The organism is Pseudoxanthomonas sacheonensis, assembly GCF_031455975.1.
Lineage (GTDB): Bacteria > Pseudomonadota > Gammaproteobacteria > Xanthomonadales > Xanthomonadaceae > Pseudoxanthomonas_A > Pseudoxanthomonas_A sacheonensis_A.
Genome location: NZ_JAVDTT010000001.1, coordinates 33,482 through 47,036, shown reverse-complemented (window position 1 = coordinate 47,036; position 13,555 = coordinate 33,482). Strand labels below are relative to the sequence as shown.

At 63.5% G+C, this 13,555-nt stretch carries 13 protein-coding genes; 4 read left to right on the top strand and 9 right to left on the bottom strand.

The genetic code is table 11. The features are described 5' to 3' along the window. The 8 genes from J2W94_RS00220 to J2W94_RS00185 form a co-directional block, all read right to left on the bottom strand. The gene (locus J2W94_RS00220; protein ID WP_310089588.1) at positions 1-453 is read right to left on the bottom strand and encodes a DUF4381 domain-containing protein; all 453 of its coding nucleotides are present in this window, start codon (positions 451-453) and stop codon (positions 1-3) included. Then, a complete protein-coding gene (locus J2W94_RS00215; protein ID WP_310089587.1) occupies positions 453-1,361 on the bottom strand; it encodes a DUF58 domain-containing protein in 909 nt (302 codons plus the stop codon). The genes J2W94_RS00220 and J2W94_RS00215 overlap by 1 nt, the downstream gene beginning before the upstream one ends. A 23-nt stretch (positions 1,362-1,384) precedes the next feature. Then, a complete protein-coding gene (locus tag J2W94_RS00210) occupies positions 1,385-2,407 on the bottom strand; it encodes an AAA family ATPase (protein ID WP_310091512.1) in 1,023 nt (340 codons plus the stop codon). Between the two features lie 157 nt (positions 2,408-2,564). Beyond that, positions 2,565-4,454 (bottom strand): type IV pilus secretin PilQ, encoded by a 1,890-nt coding sequence (locus tag J2W94_RS00205; protein ID WP_310089585.1) that lies wholly within the window; start codon positions 4,452-4,454, stop codon positions 2,565-2,567. Between the two features lie 14 nt (positions 4,455-4,468). After that, complete coding sequence (locus tag J2W94_RS00200) at positions 4,469-4,954, bottom strand: pilus assembly protein PilP (protein WP_310091510.1); 486 nt, start codon at positions 4,952-4,954, stop codon at positions 4,469-4,471. Between the two features lie 56 nt (positions 4,955-5,010). Then, positions 5,011-5,715 (bottom strand): type 4a pilus biogenesis protein PilO, encoded by a 705-nt coding sequence (locus J2W94_RS00195; RefSeq protein WP_310089584.1) that lies wholly within the window; start codon positions 5,713-5,715, stop codon positions 5,011-5,013. Further along, on the bottom strand, positions 5,712-6,497 hold the full coding sequence (locus J2W94_RS00190) for a PilN domain-containing protein (RefSeq protein WP_310089583.1): 786 nt from the start codon (positions 6,495-6,497) through the stop codon (positions 5,712-5,714). Before J2W94_RS00190 ends, J2W94_RS00195 begins: the two co-directional genes overlap by 4 nt. Next, the gene (locus J2W94_RS00185; RefSeq protein ID WP_093283079.1) at positions 6,497-7,555 is read right to left on the bottom strand and encodes a pilus assembly protein PilM; all 1,059 of its coding nucleotides are present in this window, start codon (positions 7,553-7,555) and stop codon (positions 6,497-6,499) included. The genes J2W94_RS00190 and J2W94_RS00185 overlap by 1 nt, the downstream gene beginning before the upstream one ends. 220 nt (positions 7,556-7,775) lie before the next feature. Here J2W94_RS00185 and J2W94_RS00180 point away from each other — a divergent pair, with 220 nt between their 5' ends. The 4 genes from J2W94_RS00180 (at position 7,776) to J2W94_RS00165 (ending at position 12,124) form a co-directional block, all read left to right on the top strand. Next, positions 7,776-10,262: a penicillin-binding protein 1A gene (locus J2W94_RS00180; RefSeq protein WP_310089581.1), complete on the top strand. Its 2,487-nt coding sequence runs from the start codon at positions 7,776-7,778 to the stop codon at positions 10,260-10,262. Positions 10,263-10,366: 104 nt separating this feature from the next. Continuing rightward, positions 10,367-11,020 (top strand): hypothetical protein, encoded by a 654-nt coding sequence (locus J2W94_RS00175; RefSeq protein WP_310089580.1) that lies wholly within the window; start codon positions 10,367-10,369, stop codon positions 11,018-11,020. Positions 11,021-11,064: 44 nt separating this feature from the next. Beyond that, entirely contained in the window at positions 11,065-11,529 is a 465-nt protein-coding gene (locus tag J2W94_RS00170; protein ID WP_310089579.1) for a methyltransferase family protein, read from the top strand. Positions 11,530-11,614: 85 nt separating this feature from the next. Further along, complete coding sequence (locus J2W94_RS00165) at positions 11,615-12,124, top strand: O-acetyl-ADP-ribose deacetylase (protein WP_430540525.1); 510 nt, start codon at positions 11,615-11,617, stop codon at positions 12,122-12,124. A gap of 118 nt (positions 12,125-12,242) precedes the next feature. On the opposite strand, the gene J2W94_RS00160 is transcribed toward J2W94_RS00165, so the two are convergent. Further along, the gene (locus tag J2W94_RS00160) at positions 12,243-13,532 is read right to left on the bottom strand and encodes a citrate synthase (protein WP_310089578.1); all 1,290 of its coding nucleotides are present in this window, start codon (positions 13,530-13,532) and stop codon (positions 12,243-12,245) included. Positions 13,533-13,555: the final 23 nt, after the last annotated feature.

The following is a 13,555-nucleotide window of genomic DNA, read 5'->3' as shown; positions in this document are numbered from 1 at the left end:
TCATTGCTGACCGGCCATAAGTTCGAGGAAGCGCGCACGGGCCAACGCTTTGGCCGCCGCGAAGTCATCCGCCGGGACTTCGCGCCGATAACCGCCTTCCAGCAACAATCGCCCGGCCCCTTCGCTGAAACCCTTCTGCTTTTGGCCATCGAGCAGACGCAGCCAGTCCTCGTTCTGCAGATGGTCGGCTTTCGCATTCACGCGACGCGCTGCGCGGCGCAACAGTTCCGAGATGGCCGCGACCTGAGCGGCGGGTGCGGCGTCGCTGCAAGCGTCATCGAACAACTTCTGCCAGACGAGCAACCTGCGCCGGCGTTTGCGCCTGATCCACCACGCAATTGCGACCGCAAGCGCGATGGCGCCGGCCAGCAGCCACCAACCCGGCGCCGGCGGCCACAGCGACGGCGCTGATGGCACGTGCACGTCGCGGAGGACAAGTTCCTGCGCCTGCATCAGGCCACCTGCGATTGCGCGCGGCCGAGCAATGGCAACCAGGATTCGCTGGGCGCATCGCCTTGCAACGAATACACGCGTACGCCACGGCGCGGCAGGTTCTCCAGCGCGCTTTCAATCGGCCGACCGAATTCTTCCCGCCAACGTTGGCGCTGCGTGGCGTTGCCCAAGTCCAGTTCAACACGGTGGTCGCCAAGCGCGAACGGAAGCATCGCCTGTGGAGGTTCGATTTCGAGCGCATCGGTCAACAGCAGGACGACGACTTCGTGATGCATCGCCAACGCGGGCCAACGCGATTCCGGAAGCGCCGCGATGCTGCGCGGGTCGGCCAGCACGATCAATCGCGATCCGGGACGCAACAGGCGCGTGGCGTCGTCCAGGGCCGCCGCCAGGCCCGTATCGTCCGCGGGCGGTCGCGAGTACCAGCGCACCAATGCGTCGAGCACGCGCAATGCGCCGCGCGCGCCGGACGCCGGCGGCACCGGCGCTTCCTGCCGGCTGCCGCGCAGAATCGCGACGCGATCGCCATCGCGTACCGCGGCCCACACCGCCACCGCCGCCGCGCGCGCCGCCTGCACCGACTTGTAGCGAACGCGAGTGCCGAAGTACAAGGCCGGAGAAGTGTCCGCCACGATCAAGGTCAGCCGCTCGCGTTCGGCCTGGAACAGCTTCGTATGCGTACGGCCGCTGCGCGCGGTGAGGCGCCAGTCGATATGACGGACATCGTCGCCGGCGACGTATTCGCGCGACTCCGCGTATTCCATGCCGCGACCGCGCGCGCTGGATTGCGCGGGACCGGTGACGTTGTGCCGGCCCTTGCGCGCAGGCGGCCGGCGTTGCGCGGTAGCCCGCAGAGCCACCAACTCGGCTAGCGCGGGCTTGACTCCATCGCCAGTGGTCGGGTTCATCGCTTCGCGCTCCGGTACCGCGCTCAGGGCAACGGCACGACATCGAGCAGGGCAGCGACCAGCCTGTCGCCGTCCCAACCTTCTGCGGTGGCTTCGTAGCTGGGCAGCACGCGATGACGCAACACGTCCGGCGCGATCGCACGTACGTCGTCGGGCGTTACGTAGTCGCGGCCGGCCAGCCAGGCCCGCGCGCGCGCGCAGCGTTCCAACGCGATGGAGCCGCGCGGGCTCGCGCCCCACGCGATGCGCCGCGCCAGTTGCGGGTCGTAGCGCTTGGCGTCGCGGGACGCCAACACCAGCTCGATCAGATAGCGCTCCAGCTGCGGAGCTACGTGCAGATCCAGCACCGCGGCGCGAGCGGCGAAAACGTCCTCGATCGGCAACCGCGAGACCGCTTCGGCAGTGTGCTGCAAGGTGTCGCGTGCGCGTTCGCGCGCCAGCCGCAGGATTTCCGCTTCGGCGGCCGCTTCCGGATAACCTATGCGCACATGCATCAGAAAGCGGTCCAATTGCGCCTCCGGCAATGGGAAAGTGCCTTCCTGCTCGATCGGATTCTGGGTGGCCATCACCAAGAAGAGCTGAGGTAGCGGATAGGTATGGCGCCCGACGGTTACCTGCCGCTCGCCCATCGCCTCCAGCAAGGCCGACTGCACCTTGGCCGGCGCGCGATTGATCTCGTCCGCTAGCAGGATGGGATGGAAGATCGGGCCGGGCTGGAACTCGAAGCGCCCGTCCTGCGGCCGCCAGACCTCGGTACCGGTCAGATCGGCCGGCAGTAAATCCGGTGTGAATTGCACACGGGCGAAATCGGCCTGCAGGCGCGAAGCCAGCGCTCGGATCGCCGTGGTCTTGGCGAGGCCAGGGGCGCCTTCCACCAGCAGATGGCCGTCGGCCAGCAGCGCGATCAGCAGGCGCTCGACCAGCGCCGCTTGACCCACGATGGTTTCGGAGAGGCCTTCGCGCAATGCGCTGAAGGCTTGGTGCAGGCGAGAATTACCTACGCTCGCAGGCGGGTTGGCGGAACTCCCGGGAGTCTGGCTATCCATGGATGCGCTATCGGTATGGGGCATGAGTCGATTCTGACCGATCGGGAAACGGATGGTTCATCGAAACCGCGCGCGCGTTCCTGCCTGTTCAGCAATGGCAACTGAAACGGAAACGGGGCCGCAAGCGGCCCCGTTTCTGAGCGAATGACGATGGCGGTCAGCGTTTGGCGACTGACAACACCTTCGGGGTGATGAAGATAAGCAGTTCCGCCTTTTCCTTGGAACGCCCTTTCTTCTTGAACAAGTTGCCGAGGAAAGGAATGTCGCCCAGGAAGGGGACTTTGGCGATGCTGCTGCGATCAGTGAATTCGTACACGCCGCCGATCACCACGGTCTGACCGTCCTCGACCAACACGGCGGTGGTGATCTCGCGCTTGTTGATCTGCGGCACCGAGCCGTAGTTGCCAATATCGATGAAGCTGTCGATCTCGTCCTTCTTCACATTCAAATTCAGGAAAACGCGACCATCGTTGGTAATGGTTGGAGTTACTTTGAGCTCCAGCAAGGCTTCCTTGAATTGCACGTTGGGAGTGGCAGCGGAGCCACCAGTGCCACCTGTAATTGTGACATAACCGACTTCTCGACCTTGGCGAATCACCGCCTCGCGCTGGTTGGCAGTGACTAGGCGCGGATTGGAAATCACTTCCCCGCGGCCTTCTTCCTGCAAGGCGGACAACTCCAGGTCAAGCGAGAAATTCGAGCCGAGTAGGGTGTAGGCCAGCGAGCCTGCTGGATTGTTGATGAACCCACCGGCCGGCAGATTGACATTGAGGCCACCGCGATTGTTTCCGGTCCCGGTATTTCCGGTCGCGGTGTCTCCAATGATCGCCGTGTTGTCGCCATACTGACGCTTGCCGGAAACCCCGAAGCGTGCACCCAGGTCCCGGGCGAAAGTATCGGTGGCGATCACGATGCGGCCCTCGATCAGCACCTGGTCGACCGGACGGTCGATCACGGCGATCAATTCCCGCATCTGCGCGACCTTCTTCGGAATATCGCTGATCATCAAGGTGTTGGTGCGTTCATCCGCAACCAGACGACCGCGCTGCGAGAGGAAGCCGTTTTCGTCGTTGTTGCCGCCGCCGCCACCGCTGCCGCTGTTGCCGATGCCCTTGGCTTCGGTCAACGCTTTGAATATCGCGGACGCGCTGTGGTAGTTGATCTGCACGTAATCGGTGATCAGGTCGACACTTTCGTCCATGGCCCGGCGTGCGTTCTCCTTGTCCTGTTCGAACTTGGCCAGCTCGGGCTGCGGGGCGACCCAGACCACGCCGCCTTCTCGGCGCTGATCCAGTCCCTTCGCGCGCAACACGATGTCCAGCGCCTGGTCCCACGGCACATTGACCAGGCGCAGGGTGACGTTGCCCTGGACGGTGTCGGAAGCCACGATATTGAGGTTGGATTCCTCCGCGATCAGCTGCAACACGGTCCGGACCGGTACGTCCTGGAAGTTGAACGTAACCGGGCGCCCTTTATAAGCGCGCGGCTCGGCCGCCACTCGGGCCGAGCCCGCGGCGATCGAAGATGAGGCCGAAGCACCCATCGCGGATTGGGCCGCGCGCGGCACGATTTCCACGATGTATTCGTTACCGGTCTGGTAAGCCAGAGATTCGAAGGCGCCGTTGGTGCTCAGCACCACCTGAGTGCCGCTGCCTGAGCTGTGCGCGTCCACGCGCTGGACCGGCGTAGCGAAATCGACGACGTTCATCGGCCGCTGCAGGGCGGCGGGAAGGGCGGCGTTACCGACATCCACGATCACCGAGGATCCTTGGTTGCGCAGGTCCGGCATTGCCCCCTTGCCATTGAAGCGGACGATCAGCCTGCCCGCTCCTCCATCGCCTCGCTTGAAGTCGATGTTGGCGATCTCCAGATTGCTGGTCGCCTGCCGGGCGGGGTCGGCATTGCCTGCCACCGCGGCCGGAACCGGCGCGGCGGCCGTGGCTACGCTGGCAACGGCCAGCAAACCGATCGCGAGTCCGAGGCAGCAGACCCTGTGAGTGGCCAAGCGCCGGAAGGGCAACGGGCTGTGAACGTTCGAAGCGGTCATCGTGTATCCCCTAATCATTGATCTTCAAGCGCAATCGACGCAGGCCTTTCCAGCCAGCCGCCCGCACCATCCGGCACAAGTTCGACAAGTTCAATGCGATCTTCATGGACGCCGGTGATGCGGCCATCGCTTTGCCCCAAATAAGCGCCCGGCCGCACCCTGTAGGTGACTTTGTCGGGCGCCATCACCAATGCAATCAGTCCCGCGCCCTTGCCGATCGTGCCGACCATGTCCAGGCTGTCCAGCGGGTACTGCTCCAGCGTTTCCTTGCGCCGGTTCGGATCAGGACGCAGGCCACCGCTGTCGGCGTTGCTCCAGGCATCGCTGAACGGATCGCGGAGGGTTTGCGCGGCGTATTCGAACGTCTCGAATTGCTGCATGACCGGCAGAGGATCCAGCGGCGGCGCTGGGCGCGCTTGAACATCCGCAACCCATTTTTCGAGATTGGGCGCATCACCAGGCGTACTGGTGATGCTGCGCGCGCAGCCGGTTATCGCCATGACGATCAGCAATGCGCAGAACCGACGGGGCAGACGATTCGATTTGAGAGCCGTACTCATGCTTCACCGCCTGCGGCCGGCGCTGCCGGAGGAGTCGCGCCGCCCGCGGCCTTGGCCGCTTCGGCAGCCTTCTTCTCCTGCTCCGCGGTCTCTTCTTCGTCCAAGTACCGGTAGGTCTTGACCGTGCCGGAAAGCTCCAGCGCGCTGTTGTCGGTGATGCGGCCCTTGGTATCCCGGGGCTTGAGCGAAATATCGTGCATGGTCAGGATCACTACGCGCGGCAGCGAAGCCACGCCGCTGACGAAGGCGCCGAACTGGTGGTAACTACCCACCATACGCAGTGCGATCGGCTTCTCCGCGTAGAACTCCTTGGGAGTTTCGGGGCCTGGCTGAAACAGCTCGTTGGCCAGACCGCTGGACAAGGCGGTCTGCGAGATGTCCACGATCAGGTCCGGCATTTCGGTCTTGCTGGGCAACTGACGCAACATCTGCTGCAGCACCTGCTCCATCTGTGCCAATTGTTGTTTCAACGGCTCGAGGTTCGCGGCGCGCCCGGCCTTGTCCTCGAAATCGCGTCGAAGATCGGACTCCTGGCGCTCGAGTACCTGCAACTCCTCGCGCTTGCCCTTGATCGACAGGAAATACGCAAGCAACAGGATCAGCAAGCCCACCAGCACGCAGAACCCGATCTTGTAGTTCCGGGGCCAGTTGCCGATGTTGTTGAAATCGAGGTCGCTGATTTTTACTTTCTTCTGGCTCATGACGCCGGGCTCCCCTGATTCGTCGGCGCAGGCTTTTCAACCGGTGTGTTGGACGGCGGCGCGGCGGCGGGCGCAGTCGGTGCCGGAGCCGATGCGGGTGCGGGCGGCGCAGCCGCGGGCGTCGGGGTTTGGGCGGGAGCTGCAGCAGCTGCATCGCCGGGCGTCGCAACTGCAGCCGGAATGTTGCCTTCGGCATCGGGCGCATTCGGATTCGCGAGCTTCACCTTCAAGGTGAAGGCATACGGAAGCGCACGCGCCGTGGGCGTCGCCGAAGGCGTTCCAGGCGTCCCCTCTTGCGCTTTGGCTTCGATGATCGACAAGTCGGGATTGGTCATCCAGCCCGAGCTTTCCAGATTGCGCATGTAGTTGCTGACTCGCGCATTGGACTGTGCTCGGCCTTCCAGGGTCAGGACTTCGCCTTCCTGCTTGATGTTGGCCAGGGCCACGCCATCGGGAATGGTGCGCACCAGCGAATCGAACAGATGCACCATCTGCGAGCGGTTGGCCTGCAATTGCTCGATCACCTTCTTGCGCGCCAGCAGGCGGTCCTTCTGCTTGTCGAGCGCTTCGATCTCCTTGATCTTGCCCTCCATTTTCTGGATTTCGGCCTGCAAGAACTGGTTGCGGGTGCCTTGACCGCTGATCTGCTGGTTGTAGTGGAACCAGATCAGGAACGACAGCACCAGCCCACCGATGGCTGCCAGGCCCAGCATGCCGTAGAACTCTTTCTGTCGGTTGGCGCGCCGCTCGGCGCGCCACGGGAGAAGATTGATCCTCGCCATCAGTCAAAGCTCCTCAGGGCCAGGCCGGTGGCGATCATCAACGCCGGAGCGTCCTGGGCCAGCGCATGCGCCTGCACACGCGGACCGAGCGTCATCTGGGCCAGCGGATTGGCGACCACGGTCGGCACGCCGAGCTGCTCTTCCACCATTTCCGGCAGTCCGACCAGCGCGGCGCAACCGCCGGCCAGCACGATCTGGTCGACCCGGTTGAATTCGCTACCTGCGTAGAAGAACTGGAGGAGACGGCTGATCTGCTGCACCGTGGCTTCCTTGAAGGGCTCCAGCACTTCCACTTCATAGCTCTCGGGCAGGCCGCCCTGGCGCTTGGCCATGCCGGCTTCTTCGTAGGTCAGGCCGTAGCGGCGCATCACTTCGTCGGTGAGCTGCTTGCCGCCGAACACCTGCTCGCGGCTGTAAAGGCTGCGGCCGGAGCGCAGGACGTTCAACGTGGTCATGGTGGCGCCGATATCGACCAGAGCCACCACGCCGTCGTGCGGAATCGGCAATTCGCTGGACAACAGGGCGAAGGCGTTTTCGACCGCGAACGCTTCCACGTCCATGATCCGGGCGGTCAGGCCTCCCAGCTCCAGCGCGGATTGCCGCAGTTCCACGTTCTCCGAACGCGAAGCCGCCAGCAGTACCTGCACCATCTCGGGGTTGTTGGGCATGGGGCCCAGCACCTCGAAGTCGAGGTTTACTTCCTCGATCGGATACGGAATGTAGTTGACCGCCTCGAGCTCGACCTGGGCTTCCAGATCGTTCTCGTCCAGCTCGGCGGGCATCGGAATGATCTTGGTGATCACCGCGGACCCGGCCACCGCCGCGGCGGCGTATTTGGTCTTGGTTCCGGCGCGGGTCACGGCGCGGCGGATCGCTTCGCCTACCGCCTCAACCTCGACGATGTTCTTCTCGACCACCGCATTGGGCGGCAGCGGCTCCACCGCGTAGTGGTCTACGCGGAAGCGATTGCCGACCCGGGAAAGCTGTAGCAGCTTTACCGCGGTCGAACTTATGTCGACGCCTATGAGCGGCGACTGGCTTTTAGGTATAAGCCCCACGGTATCTCCCCTTCCGACAGGCGCAACGAATAGGTCAGGCCCCGGCTCACATTAATAACGAAGTTTTCACCACTTGCAATAGCCGTTAACCAGCCTGTGCGGCTTGTCACGGTTCACTAAAGATATCGGGCAAGTCACTGTTTCCCCCGGAAACGTAACCGCCCTACCCCGAGTCATCTATACTCCCGCGCCACGTATTCTGCAATCGGAATCTGACCGGATGTCCCGTTTCCGCCGCCTGCTGCGCTGGGCATTTTTCGCGTTCACAGCCCTGTTTCTGTTAGGCGCCATAGGTCTGGGAATCCTCTATTACGTGGTTTCCTCCAAGGTGCCGGACATCCAGTCCCTGCGCACGGTCGAACTCCAGGAACCCCTTTACGTTTACGCCAACGACGGGCGGCTGATCGGGCTTTTCGGCGAGACCCGGCGCTATCCGGTCAATATCGAAAACGTCCCCAAGCAGGTCCAGGACGCCTTCATCGCCGCGGAAGACGCCAATTTCCGGACCCATAACGGCATCGACCCGAAGGGCATTTCGCGGGCGCTATGGCAAACCGCCACCCTCAAGGAAGGGCGCGTGGCCGGCGGCAGCACCATTACCCAGCAGGTGGCGCGCCAGTTCTTCCTGAGTTCCGAATACAGCTACACCCGCAAGCTGGTCGAGATGATGCTGGCGATGAAGATCGAGGGCATGCTGACCAAGCCCCAGATCCTGGAGCTCTACCTAAACAAGAGCTTCTTCGGCAACCGCGCCTATGGCGTAGCCGCCGCCGCCGAGTACTACTACGGCAAGCCGCTGGACCAGCTGACCCTTGGCGAGACCGCCACCTTGGTCAGTGCGCTCAAGTTTCCTTCCAGCGGCAATCCCATCAGCAATCCGGAACGCAACCACCAGCGCAGCGTTTACGTGATCGACCGCATGCTGGAGGACAAACTGGTCACTGCCGCCGAGGCGGCTGCGGCCAAGGCCGAGGCGATGCATGCCAAGCCGCATGAGCGCCCGGTCGAGGTCTATGCGCCCTATGTGGCGGAAATGGTGCGCCAGGAAATGATCGCCCGCTTCGGCGGCGACGTGGTCAATAAGGGTTACCACGTCACCACGACGATCGACCCGACGATGCAGATCGCTGCGGACGTGGCGGTGCGCGAGGGCCTGCGCCTGTACGACCATCGCCATGGCTGGAACGGGATCGAGCAGCATTTCGAAGTCACCGCCGATGCCGATGCGGCATCCCTGGCCGCGCATGTGGCGGGTATACCCACCCAGAACGGCCTGATCCCGACGGTAGTGGCCCGGGCCAATGGCGACGGCGGCATCACCGTGGTCCTGCCCGATGCCAGCGAAGTCACCCTTCCCGCCTCTGCCAGCCGCTGGACCGGCAAGAATCCCGCTGCTTTGTTCAAGCGCGGCGACCTGGCCCGGATCAAGATGGATGCGCCGAAAGTCGCCGCGACCAAGCCGGGCGAGACGCCCACGGCGGCCGAGGTGGCGCCGATCGGCTACCAGATCGACCAGCTCCCGCGCGGCCAGGCTGCGCTGGTATCGCTGGACGCCAGCAACGGCGCGGTGAAGGCGATCATCGGCGGCTACAGCTTCGCCGGCAACAAGTTCAATCGCGCCACCCAGGCCCGCCGGCAGCCCGGCTCGAGTTTCAAGCCGTTCTTGTATGCAGCGGCGTTCGAGCGCGGCTTCAATCCGGCGTCCATCGTGCTGGATGCGCCGGTGGTGTTTCGCGACCGCCGCGGCCACATGTGGCGGCCGCAGAACGACGGCGGCGGCTTCCGCGGCCCCATGCGCCTGCGCGAGGCGCTAGTGCAGTCGCGCAACCTGGTGTCGGTACGCTTGCTGGACAGCATCGGTGTGGATTTCGCGCGCAAGTACATCAGCCAGTTCGGTTTCAACGAAGCCGAACTGCCGCCCAACCTCTCGATGTCGCTGGGCACCGCCTCGCTCACGCCGCTGTCGATGGCGCGCGGTTATGCCGTATTCGCCAACGGCGGCTCGCGGGTGACGCCGTGGTTCATCGATGAGATCAAGGACCGGGAAGGCAACGTCATCTTCAAGGAAAAACCCGCCACCGCCTGCCGCACCTGTGGAGGTGGCAGCGCCGGCGCGCCGGCGCAAGCCAGCAACGTGGTGGACGGCTTCGATTTCAGCCCTACCGAGGACGGCAAACCGAAGGCCGCGGCCGAAACAACTCCGAAAAAGCCGGCCGAAGCGCCAAAACCGGTCGACCCCAACATGGTGGTCGCACCGCGCGCCATCGACGAACGCACCGCCTATCAGCTGGTTTCGATGATGCGGGACGTTGTCCTGCGCGGCACCGCCACCGCGGCCAAGGTCCTCAACCGGGAGGACGTCGGCGGCAAGACCGGCTCCACCAACGACCATCGCGATGCGTGGTTCGGCGGATTCGGCGGCTCCTACGCCACTGTGGTGTGGGTGGGCCGCGACGATTTCCGCAGCCTGGGCTACCGCGAGTACGGCGGCAAAGCCGCATTGCCGATCTGGATCGACTTCATGCGCGAAGCGCTGAAGGAACAGCCGATCGCCCAGAACGATCCGCCGGACGGCATGGTGCAGGTGACCAGCAACGGCGCGACCGAATGGGTCAAGGCCGAGGATCTGGATCGCATCCAGAGCGAAGAGTTCTACAACACCGAAGAGAACGCCGCTGCCGACGAGGCCGCTTTCGACATCTTCTGATTTTGATCCAATGGCGGGCCGGTTCAGGAGCGGGTCGGCCCGCTCCTACAACTCGCGGCGATCATCGGTTACAGTCCGCGCAGGTTTCGACGCGGAGACTCACCATGCACCACGCGCGCCAGCATGCCGAAACCCGTACCCGCGAACGCCGCCATCGATTGGCGCACGAAGCCGCTAGGCTGATGGCCGAAGGCGGCTTCCGCGATTATCACCAGGCCAAGCTCAAGGCCGCCGAACGCCTCGGGATCCACGACGACGCTTCGCTGCCGCGCAACCGCGAGATTGAGGACGCGTTGCGCGAATACCAGCGACTGTTCGTCGGCCAATCGCAACAGCAGGCGGTGCGCCTGCGCCGCGACGCCGCAGCGCGCGCGCTGGAGTTCTTCGCGGAGTTCTCTCCGCGGTTGGTCGGCCCGGTACTGGACGGCACCGCCGATTCCCACTCGCCGGTGCACCTGCAATTGCACACCGACGATGCCGACGCGGTGCCGCGTTTCTTGGAAGAAAACCGCATTCCTGTCGATGCCCGCTCCCGCCACGTGCGGCTGGACCGCGAACGCGGCGACGATTTTCCGGTATGGCTGTTCAGCGCGGAGGAATTGACGTTCGACGTGACCGTGCTCCCGCACGATGCCTTGCGCCAGGCGCCGCTGTCGGGCGTGGACGAGCGACCGATGAAACGGGCTTCGCTGGCGCAGTTGCGGCAGTTGCTGACGGACGAGGAAATCGTGGGATACGAGATGGGCGCTTCCCGCTAGCAGTCAGGCGCGCGGCAGCATGCGCCTGTAATTGAGGCGAAGAGATGGCAAGCATGCTCACTCCAATTTTCATGCGAGCTGTCATTGCATTTCTAGCGCCCCCTGGAGTGGTGGCCTTCCTAGTTCCTGCCGCATGGATTCGGCTGAGTCGTCAGACGCTCAGCTGGCCGTTTGGCTTACTCATGGCCGCGCTGGGTATCTCCGGACTGTTGTGGTGCGTCCGGGACTTCTACGTGTCAGGCAAAGGCACACTCGCGCCATGGGCGCCGCGTCAAGAGCTTGTGGTTGTGGGGCTGTACCGCTACAGCCGTAACCCGATGTACGTATCTGTCGTTTTGATTCTGCTAGGCTGGGCGATCTCGTTCCGCTCGGCAGGTCTGCTTGTCTACGCGCTTGCCGTGGCGCTGGCTTTCCACCTTCGGGTGATTCTTGGCGAAGAGCCCTGGCTGGCGCGGGTCCATGGCTCTGCATGGCAACAGTACAGTCGTCGCGTACGGCGGTGGTTCTAGTGAGCACATGTGATGAATCCCAGCGATTCGTTCAAATCGAACCTGCCTCACGGCTCGACTTGATTCAAACGTCAGGCGTACTTCCGTGATCATTCGAACTCAACAAGCCGACATAACCACCCTGGCAGTAGATGCCATCGTCAATGCGGCTAACTCATCCCTACTGGGTGGCGGCGGCGTGGACGGAGCCATCCATCGCGCCGCGGGTCCGGAATTGCTGCACGAGTGTCGTCTTCTAGGTGGATGCAAGGTTGGCGAGGCGAAGCTTACGAAAGGGTATCGGCTTCCCGCCAAATTCATCGTGCATACGGTCGGGCCGGTCTGGCGTGGCGGCGCCGACGGAGAGCCCGAACTCCTTGCTTCCTGCTACCGTCAATCCTTATCGATCGCGGACAACCAGTCCGTCGTCAGCATCGCGTTTCCCAGCATCAGCACCGGAATTTACGGCTATCCGATCGAGCTCGCGGCCCGAATTGCGGTCGATACCGTCAGTTCGTCGATATCCCGGCTGATCAACATTCAAGAGGTCGTCTTCTGCTGCTTTTCTGCCACGGATCTGGATGTCTATCAGAGACTCTTGCAGGCGCGGTCATAAACAACTCATCCAAGACGAACCGCAGCCGGTCGCACCTTCCTGGCCGCAAACGATCGGACTGACCCTACAAAAAACGCCCCGCGATGCGGGGCGTTTTCTCTTGCGCGAACAGAACCGATCAGCGCTGATCGAAGCCCTTGTAATCGCGCTCGGCGTAGCCGGTGTAGATCTGCCGCGGGCGGCCGATCTTGGCTTCCGGATCCACCTGCTGTTCCAGCCAGTGCGCCACCCAGCCGGCGGTGCGGGCGATGGCGAACATCACCGTGAACATCTCGGTGGGGATGTTGAGCGCCTTGTAGATGATGCCGCTGTAGAAGTCGACGTTCGGGTACAGCTTGCGCTGCACGAAGTAGTCGTCCTTCAGCGCCGCCTCTTCCAGGCGCAACGCCACCTCCAGCATCGGATCGTTGACGCCCAGTTCGGCCAGCACCTCATGGGTCATCTCACGGATGATCTTGGCGCGCGGATCGAAGTTCTTGTATACCCGGTGGCCGAAGCCCATCAGGCGGAAACCCGACTCCTTGTCCTTGGCCTTGTCGACCGCCGAGCTCACGTTCTCCGGCTTGCCGATCTCGGCCAGCATCTTCAGCACGGCTTCGTTGGCGCCGCCATGCGCCGGTCCCCACAACGCCGCCACGCCGGCGGCGACGCAGGCATACGGATTGGCGCCGGTGGAACCGACCATGCGCACGGTGGAGGTCGAAGCGTTCTGTTCGTGGTCCGCGTGCAGGATGAACAACAGATCCAGCGCCTTGGCGGCGACCGGATTGAGGTCCAACGGCTCGCTGGGCACTTCGAACATCATGTGCAGGAAGCGGTCCACGTAAGCGTGATTGTTGCGCGGGAAGCGCACCGGCCAGCCGATCGAATAGCGGTAGCAGGCCGCCGCGATCGTCGGCACCTTGGCGATCAGGCGGATCGCGGCCAGACGGCGCTGTTCCGGGTCTTCCAGGTCCAGGGTGTTGTGGTAGAACGCGGCCATCGAGCCGACCATTCCCACCATCATCGCCATGGGATGCGCGTCGTGGCGGAAGCCGCCGAGGAAGTTCTTGAACGCCTCGTGCATCATCGTGTGATGCGCGACCTCATGGTCGAACTTGGCGAATTCGTCGGAGCTGGGCAGCTCGCCGTTCATCAACAGGTAGGCCACTTCCAGGAAGCTGGACTGCTTGGCCAGTTGTTCGATCGGGTAGCCGCGGTACAGCAGCACGCCGGCATCGCCGTCGATGTAGGTGACGGCGGACTTGCAGCTGGCCGTGGCGGTGAAGCCGGAATCGTAGGTGAAAAGACCCGTTTCCTTGCTCAGCTTGGAAATGTCGACACAACTATTGCCGAGCGTGGGTTTGAGTACCGGCATGACCACCGATTTATCGCCGGCGGTCAATGTGGCCTGGTCGAGTTCTGACACAGTGCGCTCCTTCGTGGGGATGC

What these genes read in the sequence shown, in the direction of transcription:
- J2W94_RS00220 (WP_310089588.1), bottom strand. Translation starts at nt 453, where the DNA reads ATGCAGGCGCAGGAACTTGTCCTCCGCGACGTGCACGTGCCATCAGCG.
- J2W94_RS00215 (WP_310089587.1), bottom strand. Translation starts at nt 1,361, where the DNA reads ATGAACCCGACCACTGGCGATGGAGTCAAGCCCGCGCTAGCCGAGTTG.
- J2W94_RS00210 (WP_310091512.1), bottom strand. Translation starts at nt 2,407, where the DNA reads ATGGATAGCCAGACTCCCGGGAGTTCCGCCAACCCGCCTGCGAGCGTA.
- J2W94_RS00205 (WP_310089585.1), bottom strand. Translation starts at nt 4,454, where the DNA reads ATGACCGCTTCGAACGTTCACAGCCCGTTGCCCTTCCGGCGCTTGGCC.
- J2W94_RS00200 (WP_310091510.1), bottom strand. Translation starts at nt 4,954, where the DNA reads ATGGCGATAACCGGCTGCGCGCGCAGCATCACCAGTACGCCTGGTGAT.
- J2W94_RS00195 (WP_310089584.1), bottom strand. Translation starts at nt 5,715, where the DNA reads ATGAGCCAGAAGAAAGTAAAAATCAGCGACCTCGATTTCAACAACATC.
- J2W94_RS00190 (WP_310089583.1), bottom strand. Translation starts at nt 6,497, where the DNA reads ATGGCGAGGATCAATCTTCTCCCGTGGCGCGCCGAGCGGCGCGCCAAC.
- J2W94_RS00180 (WP_310089581.1), top strand. Translation starts at nt 7,776, where the DNA reads ATGTCCCGTTTCCGCCGCCTGCTGCGCTGGGCATTTTTCGCGTTCACA.
- J2W94_RS00175 (WP_310089580.1), top strand. Translation starts at nt 10,367, where the DNA reads ATGCACCACGCGCGCCAGCATGCCGAAACCCGTACCCGCGAACGCCGC.
- J2W94_RS00170 (WP_310089579.1), top strand. Translation starts at nt 11,065, where the DNA reads ATGGCAAGCATGCTCACTCCAATTTTCATGCGAGCTGTCATTGCATTT.